The 15,099-nt window shown below is 65.7% G+C and carries 17 protein-coding genes; 5 read left to right on the forward strand and 12 right to left on the reverse strand.

The window, feature by feature from the left end; translation table 11 throughout:
• The first annotated feature begins 10 nt into the window (after positions 1-10).
• Together KKR91_RS13885 and KKR91_RS13890 are read left to right on the forward strand one after the other, a co-directional pair.
• Positions 11-460, forward strand: a complete 450-nt coding sequence (locus KKR91_RS13885) for a Fur family transcriptional regulator (protein ID WP_210227922.1) — start codon at positions 11-13, stop codon at positions 458-460.
• A 27-nt stretch (positions 461-487) separates the two neighbouring features.
• Positions 488-1,978 (forward strand): catalase, encoded by a 1,491-nt coding sequence (locus KKR91_RS13890; RefSeq protein WP_210227920.1) that lies wholly within the window; start codon positions 488-490, stop codon positions 1,976-1,978.
• 222 nt (positions 1,979-2,200) lie between these two features.
• Here KKR91_RS13890 and KKR91_RS13895 read toward each other — a convergent pair whose 3' ends face one another.
• Genes KKR91_RS13895 through KKR91_RS13920 form a run of 6 tightly spaced genes read right to left on the reverse strand, consistent with a single transcriptional unit; the run spans position 2,201 to position 7,422 of the window.
• Positions 2,201-3,088 (reverse strand): prenyltransferase, encoded by an 888-nt coding sequence (locus KKR91_RS13895; RefSeq protein ID WP_210227917.1) that lies wholly within the window; start codon positions 3,086-3,088, stop codon positions 2,201-2,203.
• Positions 3,085-3,456: a lycopene cyclase domain-containing protein gene (locus KKR91_RS13900; protein ID WP_210227915.1), complete on the reverse strand. Its 372-nt coding sequence runs from the start codon at positions 3,454-3,456 to the stop codon at positions 3,085-3,087. The genes KKR91_RS13895 and KKR91_RS13900 overlap by 4 nt, the downstream gene beginning before the upstream one ends.
• The gene (locus KKR91_RS13905) at positions 3,453-3,803 is read right to left on the reverse strand and encodes a lycopene cyclase domain-containing protein (RefSeq protein ID WP_210227913.1); all 351 of its coding nucleotides are present in this window, start codon (positions 3,801-3,803) and stop codon (positions 3,453-3,455) included. The genes KKR91_RS13900 and KKR91_RS13905 overlap by 4 nt, the downstream gene beginning before the upstream one ends.
• Complete coding sequence (gene crtI / locus KKR91_RS13910; protein ID WP_210227911.1) at positions 3,803-5,443, reverse strand: phytoene desaturase family protein; 1,641 nt, start codon at positions 5,441-5,443, stop codon at positions 3,803-3,805. The genes KKR91_RS13905 and crtI overlap by 1 nt, the downstream gene beginning before the upstream one ends.
• Positions 5,440-6,351 (reverse strand): phytoene/squalene synthase family protein, encoded by a 912-nt coding sequence (locus KKR91_RS13915; protein WP_210227909.1) that lies wholly within the window; start codon positions 6,349-6,351, stop codon positions 5,440-5,442. Before KKR91_RS13915 ends, crtI begins: the two co-directional genes overlap by 4 nt.
• Before the next feature lie 3 nt (positions 6,352-6,354).
• Positions 6,355-7,422, reverse strand: a complete 1,068-nt coding sequence (locus KKR91_RS13920; protein WP_210227907.1) for a polyprenyl synthetase family protein — start codon at positions 7,420-7,422, stop codon at positions 6,355-6,357.
• A 36-nt stretch (positions 7,423-7,458) separates the two neighbouring features.
• Here KKR91_RS13920 and idi point away from each other — a divergent pair, with 36 nt between their 5' ends.
• Entirely contained in the window at positions 7,459-7,995 is a 537-nt protein-coding gene (idi, locus tag KKR91_RS13925; protein WP_210227905.1) for an isopentenyl-diphosphate Delta-isomerase, read from the forward strand.
• Here the strand turns inward: idi and KKR91_RS13930 are convergent.
• Positions 7,943-8,770 carry a glycosyltransferase family 2 protein gene (locus KKR91_RS13930; protein ID WP_210227903.1) on the reverse strand — a complete coding sequence of 276 codons (828 nt, stop codon included), beginning with the start codon at positions 8,768-8,770 and terminating at the stop codon, positions 7,943-7,945. The two genes, idi and KKR91_RS13930, sit on opposite strands and share 53 nt — an antisense overlap.
• A 37-nt stretch (positions 8,771-8,807) precedes the next feature.
• Between KKR91_RS13930 and KKR91_RS13935 the strand changes: the two genes are divergently transcribed.
• Entirely contained in the window at positions 8,808-9,530 is a 723-nt protein-coding gene (locus KKR91_RS13935; protein ID WP_210227901.1) for a DUF2238 domain-containing protein, read from the forward strand.
• On the opposite strand, the gene KKR91_RS13940 is transcribed toward KKR91_RS13935, so the two are convergent.
• Genes KKR91_RS13940 through KKR91_RS13950 form a run of 3 tightly spaced genes read right to left on the reverse strand, consistent with a single transcriptional unit; the run spans position 9,473 to position 12,839 of the window.
• Complete coding sequence (locus KKR91_RS13940) at positions 9,473-10,348, reverse strand: VOC family protein (RefSeq protein ID WP_210227899.1); 876 nt, start codon at positions 10,346-10,348, stop codon at positions 9,473-9,475. The genes KKR91_RS13935 and KKR91_RS13940 overlap by 58 nt on opposite strands.
• A gap of 42 nt (positions 10,349-10,390) precedes the next feature.
• Complete coding sequence (locus KKR91_RS13945; protein WP_210227897.1) at positions 10,391-11,959, reverse strand: FAD-dependent monooxygenase; 1,569 nt, start codon at positions 11,957-11,959, stop codon at positions 10,391-10,393.
• A 25-nt stretch (positions 11,960-11,984) separates the two neighbouring features.
• Positions 11,985-12,839: a fumarylacetoacetate hydrolase family protein gene (locus tag KKR91_RS13950; protein WP_210227895.1), complete on the reverse strand. Its 855-nt coding sequence runs from the start codon at positions 12,837-12,839 to the stop codon at positions 11,985-11,987.
• 190 nt (positions 12,840-13,029) lie between these two features.
• On the opposite strand from KKR91_RS13950, the gene KKR91_RS13955 reads away from it, so the two are divergent.
• Positions 13,030-13,704, forward strand: coding sequence for a GntR family transcriptional regulator (locus tag KKR91_RS13955; RefSeq protein ID WP_210227893.1), 675 nt, complete (start codon positions 13,030-13,032; stop codon positions 13,702-13,704).
• Positions 13,705-13,732: 28 nt separating this feature from the next.
• Here the strand turns inward: KKR91_RS13955 and KKR91_RS13960 are convergent, their stop codons facing one another.
• Positions 13,733-14,446, reverse strand: coding sequence for an SDR family oxidoreductase (locus KKR91_RS13960; RefSeq protein ID WP_210227892.1), 714 nt, complete (start codon positions 14,444-14,446; stop codon positions 13,733-13,735).
• Positions 14,430-15,080, reverse strand: coding sequence for a TetR/AcrR family transcriptional regulator (locus tag KKR91_RS13965; protein WP_210227890.1), 651 nt, complete (start codon positions 15,078-15,080; stop codon positions 14,430-14,432). The genes KKR91_RS13960 and KKR91_RS13965 overlap by 17 nt, the downstream gene beginning before the upstream one ends.
• Between the last annotated feature and the right edge of the window lie 19 nt (positions 15,081-15,099).

The raw sequence follows: 15,099 nt of genomic DNA on the forward strand, positions 1-15,099 counted from the left end.
GCTGGTGGGCATGACATCGACAGCAGCCACCACCGAGGCCACCGAAAAGTGGTCCGGGCAGCTGCGCGCCAACGGCCGTCGGGTCACCAAGCAGCGGCTGGCGGTCCTCACCGCCGTCGAACACCTGCCGCACGCTGTGGCCGACGACGTCGCCGCCGCAGTACGCGGCGACCTTCCCGACATCAGCCTCCAGTCGGTCTACGTGGTCCTGGCGGACCTGACCGAAATCGGGCTGCTGCGGAAGATCGAGCCGCCGCACTCCCCCGCCCGCTACGAGACCCGCGTGGACGACAACCATCACCACGCGATCTGCACATCCTGCGGACGGATTGAGGATGTCGACTGCGCCGTAGGGCACGCACCCTGCCTGACGCCGGAAAACACCCACGGCATGACCATCGAGATTGCCGATGTGCTCTACCGGGGAACCTGCGCCGACTGCGCCGCACAAGCTTCCTGACTTCACCACCCTTAAGAAAGAGAGAGTATGTCGAATTTCACCACCACCCAGACCGGTACTCCGGTTGGCAGCGACGACCAGTCGCTGAGCGCCGGAGCCAACGGCGCGATTGCGCTGCACGACCGGTACCTGGTCGAGAAGCTGGCCCAGTTCAACCGGGAGCGCATCCCGGAGCGCATCGTGCACGCCAAGGGCGGCGGCGCGTTCGGCGAGTTCGTTGTCACCGAAGACGTCTCCAAGTACACGCGTGCGGCTGTCTTCCAGCCGGGCACCGTGACGGAGACCGTGCAGCGCTTCTCCTCGGTGGCCGGCGAGCAGGGCTCCCCCGACACCTGGCGCGACGTCCGCGGCTTCGCGCTGCGGTTCTACACATCCGAGGGCAACTACGACATCGTCGGCAACAACACCCCGGTGTTCTTCATCCGCGACGGCATCAAGTTCCCGGACTTCATCCACTCGCAGAAGCGCCTCCCGGGCTCCGGCCTGCGCGATGCAGACATGCAGTGGGACTTCTGGACCAACTCCCCCGAGTCCGCACACCAGGTCACGTACCTGATGGGTGACCGCGGCATCCCGACGTCGTGGCGCGAAATGCCCGGCTTCGGCTCGCACACCTACCAGTGGATCAACGCCGCCGGCGAGCGTTTCTGGGTGAAGTACCACTTCACGTCCAACCAGGGCAACCACGAGATCAACGGTGCCGAGGCAGAGAAGATTGCCGGCGCCGACGCCGACTTCTACCGCCGCGACCTGTACGAGGCCATCGCCGAAGGCAACTTCCCGTCCTGGGACCTGCACGTTCAGGTCATGCCGTACGAAGATGCCAAGACGTACCGGTTCAACCCGTTCGACCTGACCAAGGTCTGGCCGCACGCGGACTACCCGCTGATCAAGGTGGGTACCCACACCCTGAACCGCAACCCGGAGAACTTCTTCGCGCAGATCGAGCAGGTTGCCCTGTCTCCCGCGAACCTGGTCCCCGGCATCGACGCCAGCCCGGACAAGATGCTGATGGCCCGCATCTTCTCCTACCCGGATGCACAGCGGTACCGCATCGGCGCCAACTACAACCAGCTGCCGGTGAACGCACCCAAGGCACCGGTGAACAACTACTCGCAGGATGGCGCCCAGCGCCACTTCTTCAACTCCCCCGAGACCCCGGTCTACGCGCCCAACACCCTGGGCGGCCCCGTAGCCGATGCCGCACGTGCCGGCGAGGGCTCCTGGGAAAGCGACGGCTCGCTGGTCCGCGCCGCCGCTACCCTGCACTCCGAGGACAGTGACTTCGGCCAGGCCGGAACGCTGTACCGCGAGGTGTTCGACGACGCCGCCAAGGAGCGTTTCCTCGAAACGATCACCGGTGCCGTCTCCGGCGTCCAGCGCCCGCACATCCGCGAAGCTGCGATCCAGTACTGGACCAACGTTGACGCGACCCTGGGCGAGAAGCTGCGCCTGAACCTTGCGACCGGCAACACCACGCCGATCGAGAAGGCCGAATTCGTAGGCGTTTCCGAGTAATTTCGGTTCCCCTGCAGTTCTGAAATAAGCACCAGCGGCCGGTCCCTTCGGGGGCCGGCCGTTGTTGTGTTTGCGGAGGGGTTCTGCTGCGTTGAATCCCGGCGTTTTGGGAAATCCCTCCGGTTTGTGCAAATCCCTCCGCTGCGCAGCGGAGGGATTTCCCAAACCGGTCGAATTTGCACAAACCGGAGCGAAACCGTCGAGGGGCAGCAGGGAAACGGGTCAGCGCGAGGGCCAGTACCAGATGATCAGCATGGTCACGAGGAAACCGGTGAGGAAGTTCAGCTTGAGGAACCGCTTCCAACCGGCGTTGGCCTGTTCCGAATCGGCGTCGGAAATGTTCAGGAAGGGCAGCAGGTTCAGGATGTACGGCACCGCCAGCAGGCACCCGAGGGTGGCCGGCCACGGCGTGAAGAGCATCAGCAGGCCGCCGGCCAAATACGCGGCGGCAGCAATCCGCACCACTGCCCGCGCCCCGAGCACTGTGGCAATGGAGGAAATGCCGCCCTCCCGGTCCGGGACCACATCCTGCACCGCCCCGAAGGCCTGGCTGGCCATGCCCCAGAGGAAGAACGCGCCGAGCACCGCCCACAGCCCCGGAGTGAAGACGGCGCCGGCCAGCACCAGCCCGTACACCGCCGGGGAAACAAAGTGCGTGCTGGAGGTGATCGAGTCCAGGAAGGGCCGTTCCTTGAACCGCAGTCCGGGCGCGCTGTAGGCAATCACCGCAAACACGCTGACCGCCAGCACCAGCCAGGACAACGGGCTGCCCAGCAGGACCAGCGCGATCAGGAAGGGAACATTGGTGGCGGCGGCGGCCCACAGCGTGACCCGGTGGAAGCCGCGGTCCAGGACGGCACCCTCCATCCCGCCCTTGCGCGGGTTGTGCAGGTCGGATTCGTAGTCGAACACGTCGTTGATGCCGTACATCGCCAGGTTGTACGGGATCAGGAAGTACAGCGTGCCCAGCACCCAGGCCAGGTCGATCCCGCCGGTGGAGATCAGATACGCCGCCGCAAACGGATACGCCGTGTTCACCCACGACAACGGCCGGGACGAGACCAGCAGCATCCGCAGGGTGGAGGCCGGGGTGCGGGTGGACGTGCTCATGGCTTCTCCTCGGGTTCTGCGGGGTGGTGATCGTGCCGGGCCGGGTCCGGCTGCTCGGCCCGGCCGGTTCCGGCCGGCTTGCCCAGCAGCATCCACAGCCCTGGCAGCAGCAGTACGGCCGCCAGGGCGTAGGCGAAGTCCTCCAGCGGAGCGCTGCCGATGAAGGCACCGGAAATCCGGTCCGGGTTGTAGCTGAACAGTCCCGCCGCGATCATCACGTTGTCGAACACGGCGGTCAGGACCAGGAGCACGACGGCGGTGACCGCCAGGGCGGCCGGCGCACCCTTGGCGCGGTGGCGCAGCAGGGCCAGGGCCAGCACGGCGGCTGCGGGCACGAGGAACACGGCGTTGAGCGCCCAGTACGTCACCGGTTCGTCTCCTGTCGTGCCGTCTTCTGCCCCGTGGCACGCCGCAGCACCAGCGACACCAGGCCGAAGAGCACCATGGTCAGGTAGCAGAGGAAGGCCAGGAAGAAGACCTCCTCGACGGGCAGGTGCGGGGCAAGGACCAGGCCGAGCATGATCGGGGTTTCGCCGCGGTAGAAAATATCCAGGCCTATCCCGCCCAGGTCCCAGAGCAGGAAAAAGACCAGGCCGATGATGCTCACCAGGGTGGCACGGCGGGCGTCGGCGAAGAAGAAGAGCTTGAACCGGTGATCCAGCAGCGCCATGCAGCCGATCGACGCCAGGAGCAGGGACAGGTAGAGGAAACCCACTAGGCTCCGCTCCCGCGGCCCGGAACCGCGTTCCCCGGAACCGGCAGCTCTTCGGTGCTGGTGTCGCCGCGGAGCCGTTTGAGTACCAGTTCGGCGCTGATCAGGCACATCGGCAGGCCGATGCCGGGCAGTGTGGAGCCCCCGGCGTAGAGCAGCCCGTCCACTTTGCGGCTGGCGTTGGAGCCGCGGAAGAACGCGCTCTGCTTGAGCACGTGGGCCGGGCCCAGGAGGGTCCCGCGCCAGGAGTTGAGATCCTGCACGAAGTCCTGCGGTCCCACCGTTTTCCGGACAGTGATCCGCTCGGCCAGGTCGGGGATATCCGCCCACGCGGAAATCTGCGCGATCACGGCGTCAGCCATGGCCTCGATGCGAGGGTCTCCACCGCCGTCGACTCCGCCGGAGCCCAGCGTGGGATCCGAGGGCACCGGGACCAGGACAAAGATGTTCTCGTGACCGGCGGGCGCGGCTTCGGGGTCGGTGGCGCTGGGCCGGCAGACATAGAGCGACGCCGGATCCGGCACCGAGGGGTGCTTGCCGAAGATCTTCTCGAAGTTCTCTTTCCAGTCCCGGGTGAACAGCAGCGTGTGGTGTGCCAGGGACGGCAGCTCGCCGCGGACGCCCAGATGCAGCAGCAGGCCGCCGGGGCCGGGGACGCGGTGCTTCCAGTAACGCTCGGGATAGGTCTGCAGTTCGCGGGGCAGCAGCGCCGTTTCGGTGTGGTGCAGGTCGGCGGCGGAGACCACCAGGTCGGCGTCCAGAGACAGCGGATGCCCGGACGCATCGGTGTAGTCCACGCCGGTGGCCCGCGGGCGCCGTCGGGACGACGAGCCGGTGCGGGATGGGGAAGCGGTGGTGCGGATCCTGGTGACGGTGGAGCCGGTGAGGATCTTCACGCCGTCGTCCTCCGCCAGCGAGGCGATGACGCTGATGATCCGGGTGAAGCCGCCCATCGGATAAAGCACCCCGTCAGCCAGGTCGAGCCGGCTCATCAGGTGGTACATGCTGGGCGTGGTGAACGGGGAGGACCCGAGGAACACGGCCGGGTAGCCCAGGATCTGGCGGATCCTCGGATCGGTGAACTTCCCTGCCACAAACGAGCTCAGCGGCTGGAGCAGCAGCTGGGCCAGCCGCGGGCCGCGCTTGAGCACGTCGGGGCGCAGCAGCGGCAGGAAGGATGCGAAGGTGGAGTAGAGGAAGCGTTTCTTGGCCATGTCGTAAACGTCGACGGCGGAGTCCAGATACTTCTCGAGCCTGGCTCCGGCGCCGGGTTCGAGGGACTCGAACAGTGCCACGTTTTCGCTGCGGGTGGCCGCGATGTCTACTGGATCCGGGGAGCCTTCGAACAGTACCCGGTACCCCGGATCCAGCTTCACCAGGTCCAGCTGCTCGGCCGCGGAGGTGCCCAGCAGCCGGAAGAAATGATCAAACACCTCCGGCATGAGGTACCAGGACGGTCCGGTGTCGAAGCTGAACCCCGCGCTCTGCCAGGACCCGGTCCGGCCGCCGGCCACCGGCTGCTTTTCCAGGACCGTCACCTCGAGGCCCTCCCGTGCCAGCAGGGCTGCAGTGGCCAGGCCGGTGATCCCGCCGCCAATGACGACGGCGGTGCGCGGTGGTGCGGATGCTCTCCTGCGGGTCATTGCTGCCTTCCGGCGGTGGGGCTTCCCGGCGCCGGACGGCGGAAGCGGTGGGTATAGAGGGTTCCGGCGGCGATGCGCAGCTTCACCGGGTTAGGCACGCGGATGCGGGTGCTGCGCAGCTGCTCGGCCCCGGTGGCACGCAGCCGGCGGGACAGCTCGGAGAACAGTTCCTGTGCCAGGGCGACAGCCGGCCGGGCATGCGGCGGCAGCTCGGTGATGGAGGCGCCGGAGACCTGCAGGTCTGTGTCGATGTCATCCAGCAGCCGGTGCTTGTCCGCCTCGGAAAACGCCGCGACGGTGATGCCGGGGAAGTAGCTGCGGCCCAGGGTGTCGAAATCATCGGCCAGGTCGCGGAGGAAATTGACCTTTTGGAAGGCCGCTCCCAGCCGTTGCGCACCTTCCCTCAGGCGCTTGGCGCGGTCGTCGTCGATCTCGCTGCCCTGCAGGAAGCAGAGCAGGCACATCAGCCCGATCACCTCGGCTGACCCGTAGACGTAGTCGTTGAAGGATTCCGGCGTGTGTTCGGTCCGTTCCAGGTCTGCGCGCATGGACCGGAAGAAGGGGGTCGTCAGGTCCTCGGTGATGCCGGTGCTGCGGGCCGTCAGGGCGAAGGCGTGGACCACCAAATTCACGCTGTACCCGGTGCGCAGGGCCTGCGCGGTGTCTGCCTCCAGCGCATCGAGGTGGCGCGCGACCTCGGCCGGGGCCAGCCCTGCCTCGGCGGCCACCCCATCGACTATTTCATCGGCCAGCCGCACCAGCGCATAAATGGTCTCGATCTGCAGCCTGGTGCGCGGCTGCAGCAGGCGGGACGCCAGCCCGAAGGATGTGGAATAGGAGCGGATCACCACGGAGGACGTTTGGACCGCGACCTTGTTGTAGAGCGCCAGGCCTGCTTCCCGGGCCATCGCCTACCGTCCCCGGTTCACGGCGCCGTCGAGAATGTGCTCCAGGACCTGGCGCAGCGCCGGGGGAACCGCCGGACAGTCAAGGTGGGTCCGGGCCCGGGCCGCGTGCTCGTCGGCCAGGGTTCGGGCGAAGTCGCGGGCACCGGAGAGGACCAGCAGTTCGCGGGCACGGTCGGCCTCGGCCGGCGTCAGCTCCGGGCACCCAATCAAGTGTGACAGCTCGTCCCAGTGCGGGCCTTGGGCGGCATGGGAAATCAGGACCGTCCGTTTACCCTCGCGCAGGTCGCTCAGGTTCGATTTTCCGGTGGCGCTCTCCTGCCCAAAGACTCCCAGCAGGTCATCCACCAGCTGGTAGGCGATTCCGGTGTCCCGGCCAAAGCGCCCCAGGGCGGCGGCGACGTCGTCGTCCGCTCCGGCGAGCACCGCCCCGGCGCGCAGCGGCGCTTCGAAGGAGTACACGGCTGTTTTGAGCCGTTCCATGTCCAGGATTTCGGCCACCGGCGGCGCCCCCGGGGAGACGGAGAAGTCGACGTCGATCAGCTCGCCGGCAGCGGAGGCGAATACTGCCTCGTCCAGGATCTCCGCCAGCCGGAGCCGGGTGGCGGGATCCGTGTCAACGGTGTCCAGCATCCGGAAGGCGCCGGAGAGCACCAGGTCACCGGCAATGATTCCGGCCGACATGCCGCGGTGCCGGGCTGCCTCGGGCGTCTGTCCGGCCTCCTCGGCACGGGCCCGGTACACCCCGGACACGTTGTCATGGCCGCGGCGCACAAAGTCCAGGTCAATCACGTCGTCGTGGATGATCAGCGCCGTGTGCAGCAGCTCAAAGGCCGCGCCCGCCCGGGCGGCGGCCTCGAGGCTGGTGCCGCCCAGATGCTGGTAGGCGGTCATCAGGATTCCGGGCCGGACCCGCTTGCCGCCGGCCGTAGACGCCTCCAGTGTTTCCCAGAGGCTAAGGTAGCTGGGACTGACTTTGGCTGCGCGAAGCTTCGCCTGGCCAAAATATGCCTGCAGGACACTCTCGACCTGCTCGTGTCCGATGGCTGGGTCGAGCAGGGGTTCAGTCTCCATAGGGTCAAGTAAACACGGTGACTATGAGGAGGAGAAATGGCGCAACGCGGGGAACTGGTGGTACTTGTGGATCCGGACGGGCAGCCCGTCGGAACGCAGCAAAAATCCACGGTGCACACCACTGATACCCCCCTGCATCTGGCGTTTTCCACTCATGTGTTCAACCGGGCCGGCCAGCTGCTGGTCACGCGGCGCGCCCTGGGCAAGCTGACCTGGCCCGGAGTGTGGACCAATTCCTTCTGCGGGCATCCCGGCCCCGGCGAAGCCACCGCCGACGCCGTCCTGCGCCGGGCGGACCGGGAGCTGGGTCTGGCCCTGCGCGTTGAGGACCTGACCCTGCGGGTTCCGGAATTCCGCTACCGTGCCGTGGATGCCTCGGGCATTGTGGAAAATGAAATCTGTCCGGTGTACACCGCCGTCACCGACGCCGATCCGGTGCCGGCAGCCGATGAGGTGATGGACTGGAACTGGGTCGATCCGCTCCAGCTGGCCGAATCCGTGCGCCTGGCACCGTGGGCCTTCAGTCCGTGGCTGGTGCTGCAGCTGCCCCTGCTGTATCCCCCGGAGCGGTAGGTTCAGCAGGCCTGTTCTTCCCGTGCCCGGTCTCCCCGTGCCCGGTGAAGCGGCGGGGCCAGCGCACCCACGGAGCCTCCCCGGGCCAATGCGCCCACAGGGTGTGGAAGGCGCGGCGGAAACGGCGGACCAGGTTGGCGCCGCCGATCACTGCCCGTGGCGCCATTCCGACCACCAGCGTCGGCTCGAAGCGACAGCGGTACTCCTGGCCCAGATGCAGGCTCAGGCACACGTCGTCGTGCTGCTCGGGATCCTCCCGGTGCACCTTCCCGCGGATTTTGTGCCACACCGAGGTACGCAGCGCGAGGTTCGAGCCGAACAGCGGCAGGTGGCCCAGGGCCAGGCCCATGGCCAGGTAGTAGGACCCGAGGTAGAGCACGCTGAGCAGCCCTCCCAGCGGACGGGGAAAACCGTAAAACCGGCCCGGCCCGGAGAGCGCAGCCAGGGACGGATCGGCGGCGAAGGTTTCAGCTATTCTCGCAATCCAATCCGCGGGCAGCACGCAGTCGGCGTCGCAGCGCGCAATGATCTGGCCGCGGGCGGCGTCGTATCCGGCGGCTGCGGCGGCCGGGATGCCGGGCACCGGCTCAAACACCACGCGGGCTCCGCGCCGGCGGGCCACGGCGGCACTGTCATCGGTGCTGTTGTTGTCCACCACCACGATCTCGAAGGGCTGCACCGTCTGTCCAGCGAGGGAGGCCAGACAGGCGGCCAGCGCCGGGGCGTCGTTGAGGCAGGGAATCACCACGCTGACAGCGGGCAGGAGGGCAGGCATGGAGGAAGTGTAGCCCGGGCTGCGATACCGTGATTGCATGATCGACACACTCCTCCGCCGGCCCGCCGGTGCCGGAGAGTACTTTGCCGACGCCGTGCGGGCTGCCTGCCTGCTCAGCCTCACGGCAGCCGCCCTCTGGCACGGTCCCGTGGATGTGGCCCTGTTCCTGCTGGTCCTGATGGGCACCCTGGTGTCCCGGTCCCTGGAGATCCCCCGGGTCTTTGACGGGCTGTACGGGCTGACGCTGCTCGGTGCGGCCTGGAGCAGTGTCCTGGACCTCTACGCGAGGGTGGGCTGGTGGGACCTTCCGGTGCACTTCACTGCCACAGCTGTCATTGCCGCCATGGTCTACCTTCTGCTGTCCCGGCTTGGCGCGGTTCCGATGCCGGCCCGCCGGGCTGCGCCGCCGGCCGGGGCCATTCCTGTCCTGGTGTTCTGCCTGGGGCTGGCCGTGAGCGTTCTGTGGGAGCTGGGCGAGTGGTGGGGTTACACCTTCGTGGACCAGAGCATCAACGTGGGTTATCAGGACACGATGGGCGACCTGGCCGCCGGCGGGCTCGGTGCACTGTCCGCCGGGGCCTGGCTGGGCCGGGCGGCCCGCCGGTCCGCCCGGGAGGCCGACGCAATCCGGCCCGCCGACGCGGCACAACCTGCGCTAGGCGGGCGGGCCGGCCCGGCCTCTGCCCTAACCCGCGTGCCTGTTCAGCGCCGTCCGGAGACCGGTGGGATCCCAAAGGAGCGGAACTCTTCAGGGCGGTAAGAGCCCCACATGTTCCACCAGTTATCCTGAGCCCCCCACTTAACGGGTGGACGGGCGTCATCGTAGATTTGTTCCAGATCCGTGTAGAGTTCCACGACCGCACCCGAAGACTCTACGTAATAGGCGGCAATATTGTGTCCTGCGCCGTGACGCACGGGGCCCCAGATCAGCTCCCGCCCAACCCTGTTGAGCCGGTCCCCCAACTTCCCGAGGTCCGCGATGGACTGGGTCTGCCAGGCATGGTGATGGAAAGTTCCCTTCCCTTGGATGAGCGCGATGCCATGATGGTCCGGATTACACCGCATAAAGTACGCGTAATCGTCTCCGATGACGTCGGAGAGGCGGAAATCCAGCACTCGCGCCAGGAACTCCATCATGGCCCGGACGTTGCGGGGGTGGAAGTTGATGTGGCCGTAGCGGTCCGGCCCGAAGGACAGCGCTCCAACCTCATTGGCCTGCAAATCGGTGTAGATGTCGAATACCCAGTCTTCCGGGCCGACAAAACTGAAACCGTCCTGCACGCCGGCGGACACAGGTTTTTCGCTGATGATGGGCAGGTTCTCAGCTTCCACCCGGCGTCGGATTTCCCGCAGGGCGTCACCGTCCCGGGCCACCAGGCCCAGCGAGTGTATGCCGTTGGTATCCGATTCGACGTACACCAGTTCATGGTGAACTGCCGATGCCGCCAGGTACGTCTCACGTCCTGCTACCTCGGTGACCCGCAGGCCAAGCAGCCCGGTCGCGTCGGACACCGCTGCGTCAACATCAGTGGTCTGGATGGACACATGGCCCATTTCCCTGATCAAGCCCCATGACATGTGTGTAGCTCCTTAGATAGGTTGATACGCCCGTTGATTGCGCTAAACATTCCTGTCGGCTCCATGGGTCGCCCTGCGCAGCCCCGGGACCAGCACGGCCAGCTTTTCCAGTGCTGTGTGCTCACTGCCGGACCTGCAGGCCGCTGCCACGTAGCGGTCGGGGCGGACAATAAGTGATGTACCCGCAGGCAGCGTGCTGAAAGCGCCTCCGACGTCGGTGACCTGTCCCGGACGGCGCCCTGCATCGCCGGTTCCGATGGGCGCAATGCCGATCCGGTTCCCGCCGTAAAAGTCCAGCCGCGTCCAGCCTCGTCCGAGCACCGCGTCAAGAAGGTTTTCCTCGCCGTTCTCATCCCGGACCAGTGGCTGAGCAAGTGCTGTGCCCACGGTGGCTGCCGCCGCTTTAGGAACTTCTGTTCCCGGCGGGACGAGGCACCCCGTGCTGTAATGCGGTTGCTTGAGGAACCGCATCTGAGTGATCCAGCGGTTCAGCGGCGGCAGCAACGAGGTGGCAGCAATCAGCTGATCCCGGAGCGCGGCGGCCGCCGGGTTTGTTGCCATCACCACCCTGCCGATGAGATGGGAAAGCCTGACCATCTCCGCGGTGTGCGGCCTGCGTTCCTGGGCGTAACTGTCGAGCAGAGCCTCCGGCGCACCGTCTACTACGCTCGCAGCGATTTTCCAGGCCAGATTGGCCGCGTCCCGGATGCCTGCATTGAGCGCCTGCCCGGCAAACGGCGGCATGAGGTGCGCCGCGTCGCCGGCGAGGATCACCCGCCCTTTGCGGTACGCGCCGGCAATGCGCTGGTGGGCCACATATACGGCGGCCCGGCGAATATTCTGCGGTTCGACGGCTTCGAAGGGTGCCACCAGCCCCGCAATAAAGGCCGGGGCAGTAACTTCCTCGGCACTCTCGCCGGGCAGGAGCATAAATTCGTACCGCCGCCGGCTTTTCGCTCCGGGGACCTGAACAACCGGGCGCTTGCCGTTGCAGTGGAACTCGGCAAATTTCTCGGTCTTCACTTTCGAGCCGGCAATGTCGACCACAATCCACTGCTGTGCCTGGGTACTGCCCTGCAGCGGGATTCCCAGCTGGGTGCGGACGGGGCTCTTGCCGCCGTCGCAGGCTAGAACCCACTGAGATCGAACCGTTCTGACTCCGGAGGCATCCTTGATGACCGATTCGGCGTAGCTCCCACGGTCCCTCACCTCGAGAACCTCGGATTCAAAGCGCAGGTCAATCCGATCGCGGCCTCTGACGGCTTCCAGAAGGAGGGATTCCATGACCGGCTGATCGAACTGGGATTTGCCCGGTTGTCCGAGGCGCGGCCGGCCGGGGCGCACCTCGGCCAGGAGCTGCCCTTTGCGGCCGAAATACCGCGCCCCGGTGTCCGTCAGCATTTCGGGAAGAAGCTGGTCCAGCACACCGATCTCCGCCAAGACGCGCAGTGTCTCGTCCGTCGCACTGATGGCCCGTGGCGCGTCACTGGTGGTGGCCTGCTTCTCGGCCAGCACCACGTTCACGCCGTAGTCAGCCAGCAGGGCAGCCACCGTCATGCCGATCGGACCGGCCCCGACTACCAGGACATCTGTTTCGCTGTGCTGATCCATGTCGCTCCTCCCTTATGCCTGCCGGTTATTCGCTGCGCTGGACCGTGTTGCGGAGGACACCTAGTCCGGTGATTTCAACCTCCACGACGTCGCCCTCGCTGAGCAGGCCCTGAGGCTCCATAAAGAGACCGACTCCTCCGGGGGTTCCAGTCACAATGACGTCGCCGGCCGAGAGCTTGGTGAAGCCCGTGACGTATTCGATGAGTTCGGGGATGGAGAAGTAGAGATCACCGAGAGCAGCTTGCTGTCGGACCTCACCGTTGACCCGGGTCTGCAGGACCATGGAGTCGAGGTCTTCGATATCGGAGGCGGGAACCAGATAGGGTCCGAATGCTCCGGTCCCCGGGAAGTTCTTGCCCGGAATCCACTGTGAGGCGTTGCGCTGCCAGTCCCGCACGGAGAAGTCGTTGTAGGCACCGTAACCGGCGACGTAGTCGAATGCCTCTTCCTTGGGCACCTGCCAGGCGTCATGGGAAATGACCAGGGCCATTTCACCCTCGTAGTCGAACTGGGTAGTGGAGGCAGGCATGAGGGCCGGAGCAAGGTGGCCCATCTGTGTATCGGCGAAACGCGTGAAGACTGTGGGTGCCTTCTGTTCCACCTTGCCGGTTTCTTCCTGATGACTGCGGTAGTTCACACCGATGCAGATGATCTTTTCCGGTTTCGTAACCGGTGGGAGGAACCGGACATCCGCCTCGTCGACAGCGGGGGCGGCAGCGAACTGGTCGCGTGAGACAGTTCCGAAAATGCCTTCCCGTACCGCGTCGGAAAGCGTCGGGGCGAGGTCCAGGCCGCCGGGGCCCAGGTCGTAGACCTTGGCATCCTCGACGATGCCCCAGGAAGGGGTTCCTTCCGGCGAAACGAAACTTGCGTAGTGCATGGCCATCCTTTGGCTTGGGGGGCTGGAGCAGGGCCCTGTATCGGGCGGGCCCTACAGGTGCCGTGTGGGACTGATCACAACCACACTAGGCAGCAAATAACCTACTCGTCAAGAAAAATATATTATCTGTCTAATAATCCGACAAAGCCCTCAGTATGGGGCAGAATCGTTTGGAAAGAGGGAGGAAGTCATGGCACAAGCAGGACCCCAGGCAATCGAATGGATACGGGAAGAAATCCTGAGGGGTGAGTGGGGTCCGGGCACGAGGCTGCAGCCGGCGGCGCTGGCCGAACGGCTGGGCGCGAGCAGCACCGTGGTCCGGGAGGCCCTGGCCAGGCTGGCCGGTGACGGTTTGGTGACATCCCTGCCGAACCGGGGGTTCTTCGTCCGTGAACTGGACATCCAGGAGTTGGAGGACCTGACCGAACTGCGCTGCGTGACTGAGGCGCTCGCCGCACGGCTGGCCGTGGCCCGCGGAGACGTGGTGTGGGAATCGGAGGTGATGGCGGTCCACCACCAGCTGGCACGCATTCCCCGGCGTGCGGCCGAGGACCCTTCCCATGTTGATCCGGCGTGGCAGAAGGCCCACAAAGCCTTCCATCTCAAGTTGCTCGAAGCCTGCGCCTGCCAGCCGATGCTGAAACTGGCCTCTGACCTTTCCGACGCCACCGAGCTCTACCGCTGCTGGGCCGCCCCCCATGTGGAACCGGGCAGACGGGATGTTGAGAAAGAGCACCGGGATATCCTGGCGGCGGCGCTGGCGCGGGACGCTGAGGAGCTGACGCGACTCCTGCGCTCACATTACGAAGCGACAGTCCGCGTCGTGCTGGATTCGGGCATAGCCGTGCCGCGTCCGGCAGGCTGATGAGCTGCCCGGCAGGAGGCCGGCAGCCTTAGACCGACCGCGCTGATCCGCCGTCGACCCGGATGTTTTGACCGGTCATGTAGCTGGCGTCCTCCCCGGCCAGGAACCTGACCACCCGGGCCACCTCGCTGGTTGCGGCTGCCCGGCGAAGCGGGATGCGCTGGGTCCACTCCGGCGCCACTGTTTCCGGGTTCTCCTTGGTGAACCCGGGAAGCACGTTATTCATGCGGATACCGAGGGGACCGTACTCATCGGTGTAGAGCTTGGTGAAGGCTGCCAGTGCGGCGCGGAACGTTGCCGAGACCGGGTAACGCGGATTGGGTTCCAGCGGCGAACTCGTGGAGATGTTCACAATTGACCCGCTGCCGGCGGCTTCGAAGTGCGGCGTGATGATCCGGGCCATCCTGACCACATTCATCAGGAACGCATTCATGCCGTCTTCCCAGTCAGCATCCGTCAGTTCCAGCACGGGGCCTGAGGCTCCGTGTCCGGATCCGTTAATGACGGTGTCGATACGGCCGTATTGCGCCAGTGCCAGGTTCACAATGGACCGCAGGTCCTCCTCCGAGCGGTTGGAGCCCGCCATTCCGACGCCGCCGAGACTCTCCGCCAGGGCTTTGGCACTGCCTGACGGCGACAGCGCCGCTATCCGGTATCCGTGGTCCGAGAGTTCGCGGACCACGGCGGCGCCGATGCCTGAACCGCCGGCGATGACGACCGCTACCTTACTGTTCGGATCCACCGATCTTCCTTTCTATTTCAGCAGCACGCCGCTGGATAAGTGCCTCGACGGCTGATGCTGACAGGTCGGCAAACTCGTGGAAATCGATCTCGTCACCCGACGAGGCAGCGATGTAGAACCCATCCGTCAGTGCACGTCCGAGTACCACCATCTTTCGTCCAAACGACGGGTCCTCCTTCAGGACCGAGGCCGGTACCTGCGGTTCCACCCGTTCAACCATCAGCTCAAACATCTGCTTGCGGACCTGAAGGTACTTTTCCCGCGCCAGGTTTCCGGCAAGCCTCTTTTCCAGCGCAAACAGCAGGGCCAGGACCCAAAACGCTTCAGCCCTGTTCTCGGGATCGACCGATCCTCCGGCGGAACCTGCAATACTCCGCCTCAGGAGGTCCCGGTTCGTCGGACCCGTATGGTCCACTTTCCACTGCTTAAAGCAATACTCAATAAGCTCGGAGAACAGCTGCTCCTTGTTGTTGAAGTGCCAGTAAACCGATCCAACGGGCAGGCCGGAAAGCCGAGCCACTTCGGCCATGGTTGTGCCTTCATATCCGGCTGTGACCGCAAGGGTCAGGGCCGCGTCAAGGATCGCTTTCTCGTTGCCCGGGGTGCTTTGATGGGCGTGGCTCCTACGTGTCACCGTTATCCCTTCCCACTGA

It is taken from the genome of Arthrobacter jiangjiafuii, from assembly GCF_018622995.1.
In the GTDB taxonomy this organism is placed as follows: Bacteria; Actinomycetota; Actinomycetes; order Actinomycetales; family Micrococcaceae; genus Arthrobacter_B; species Arthrobacter_B jiangjiafuii.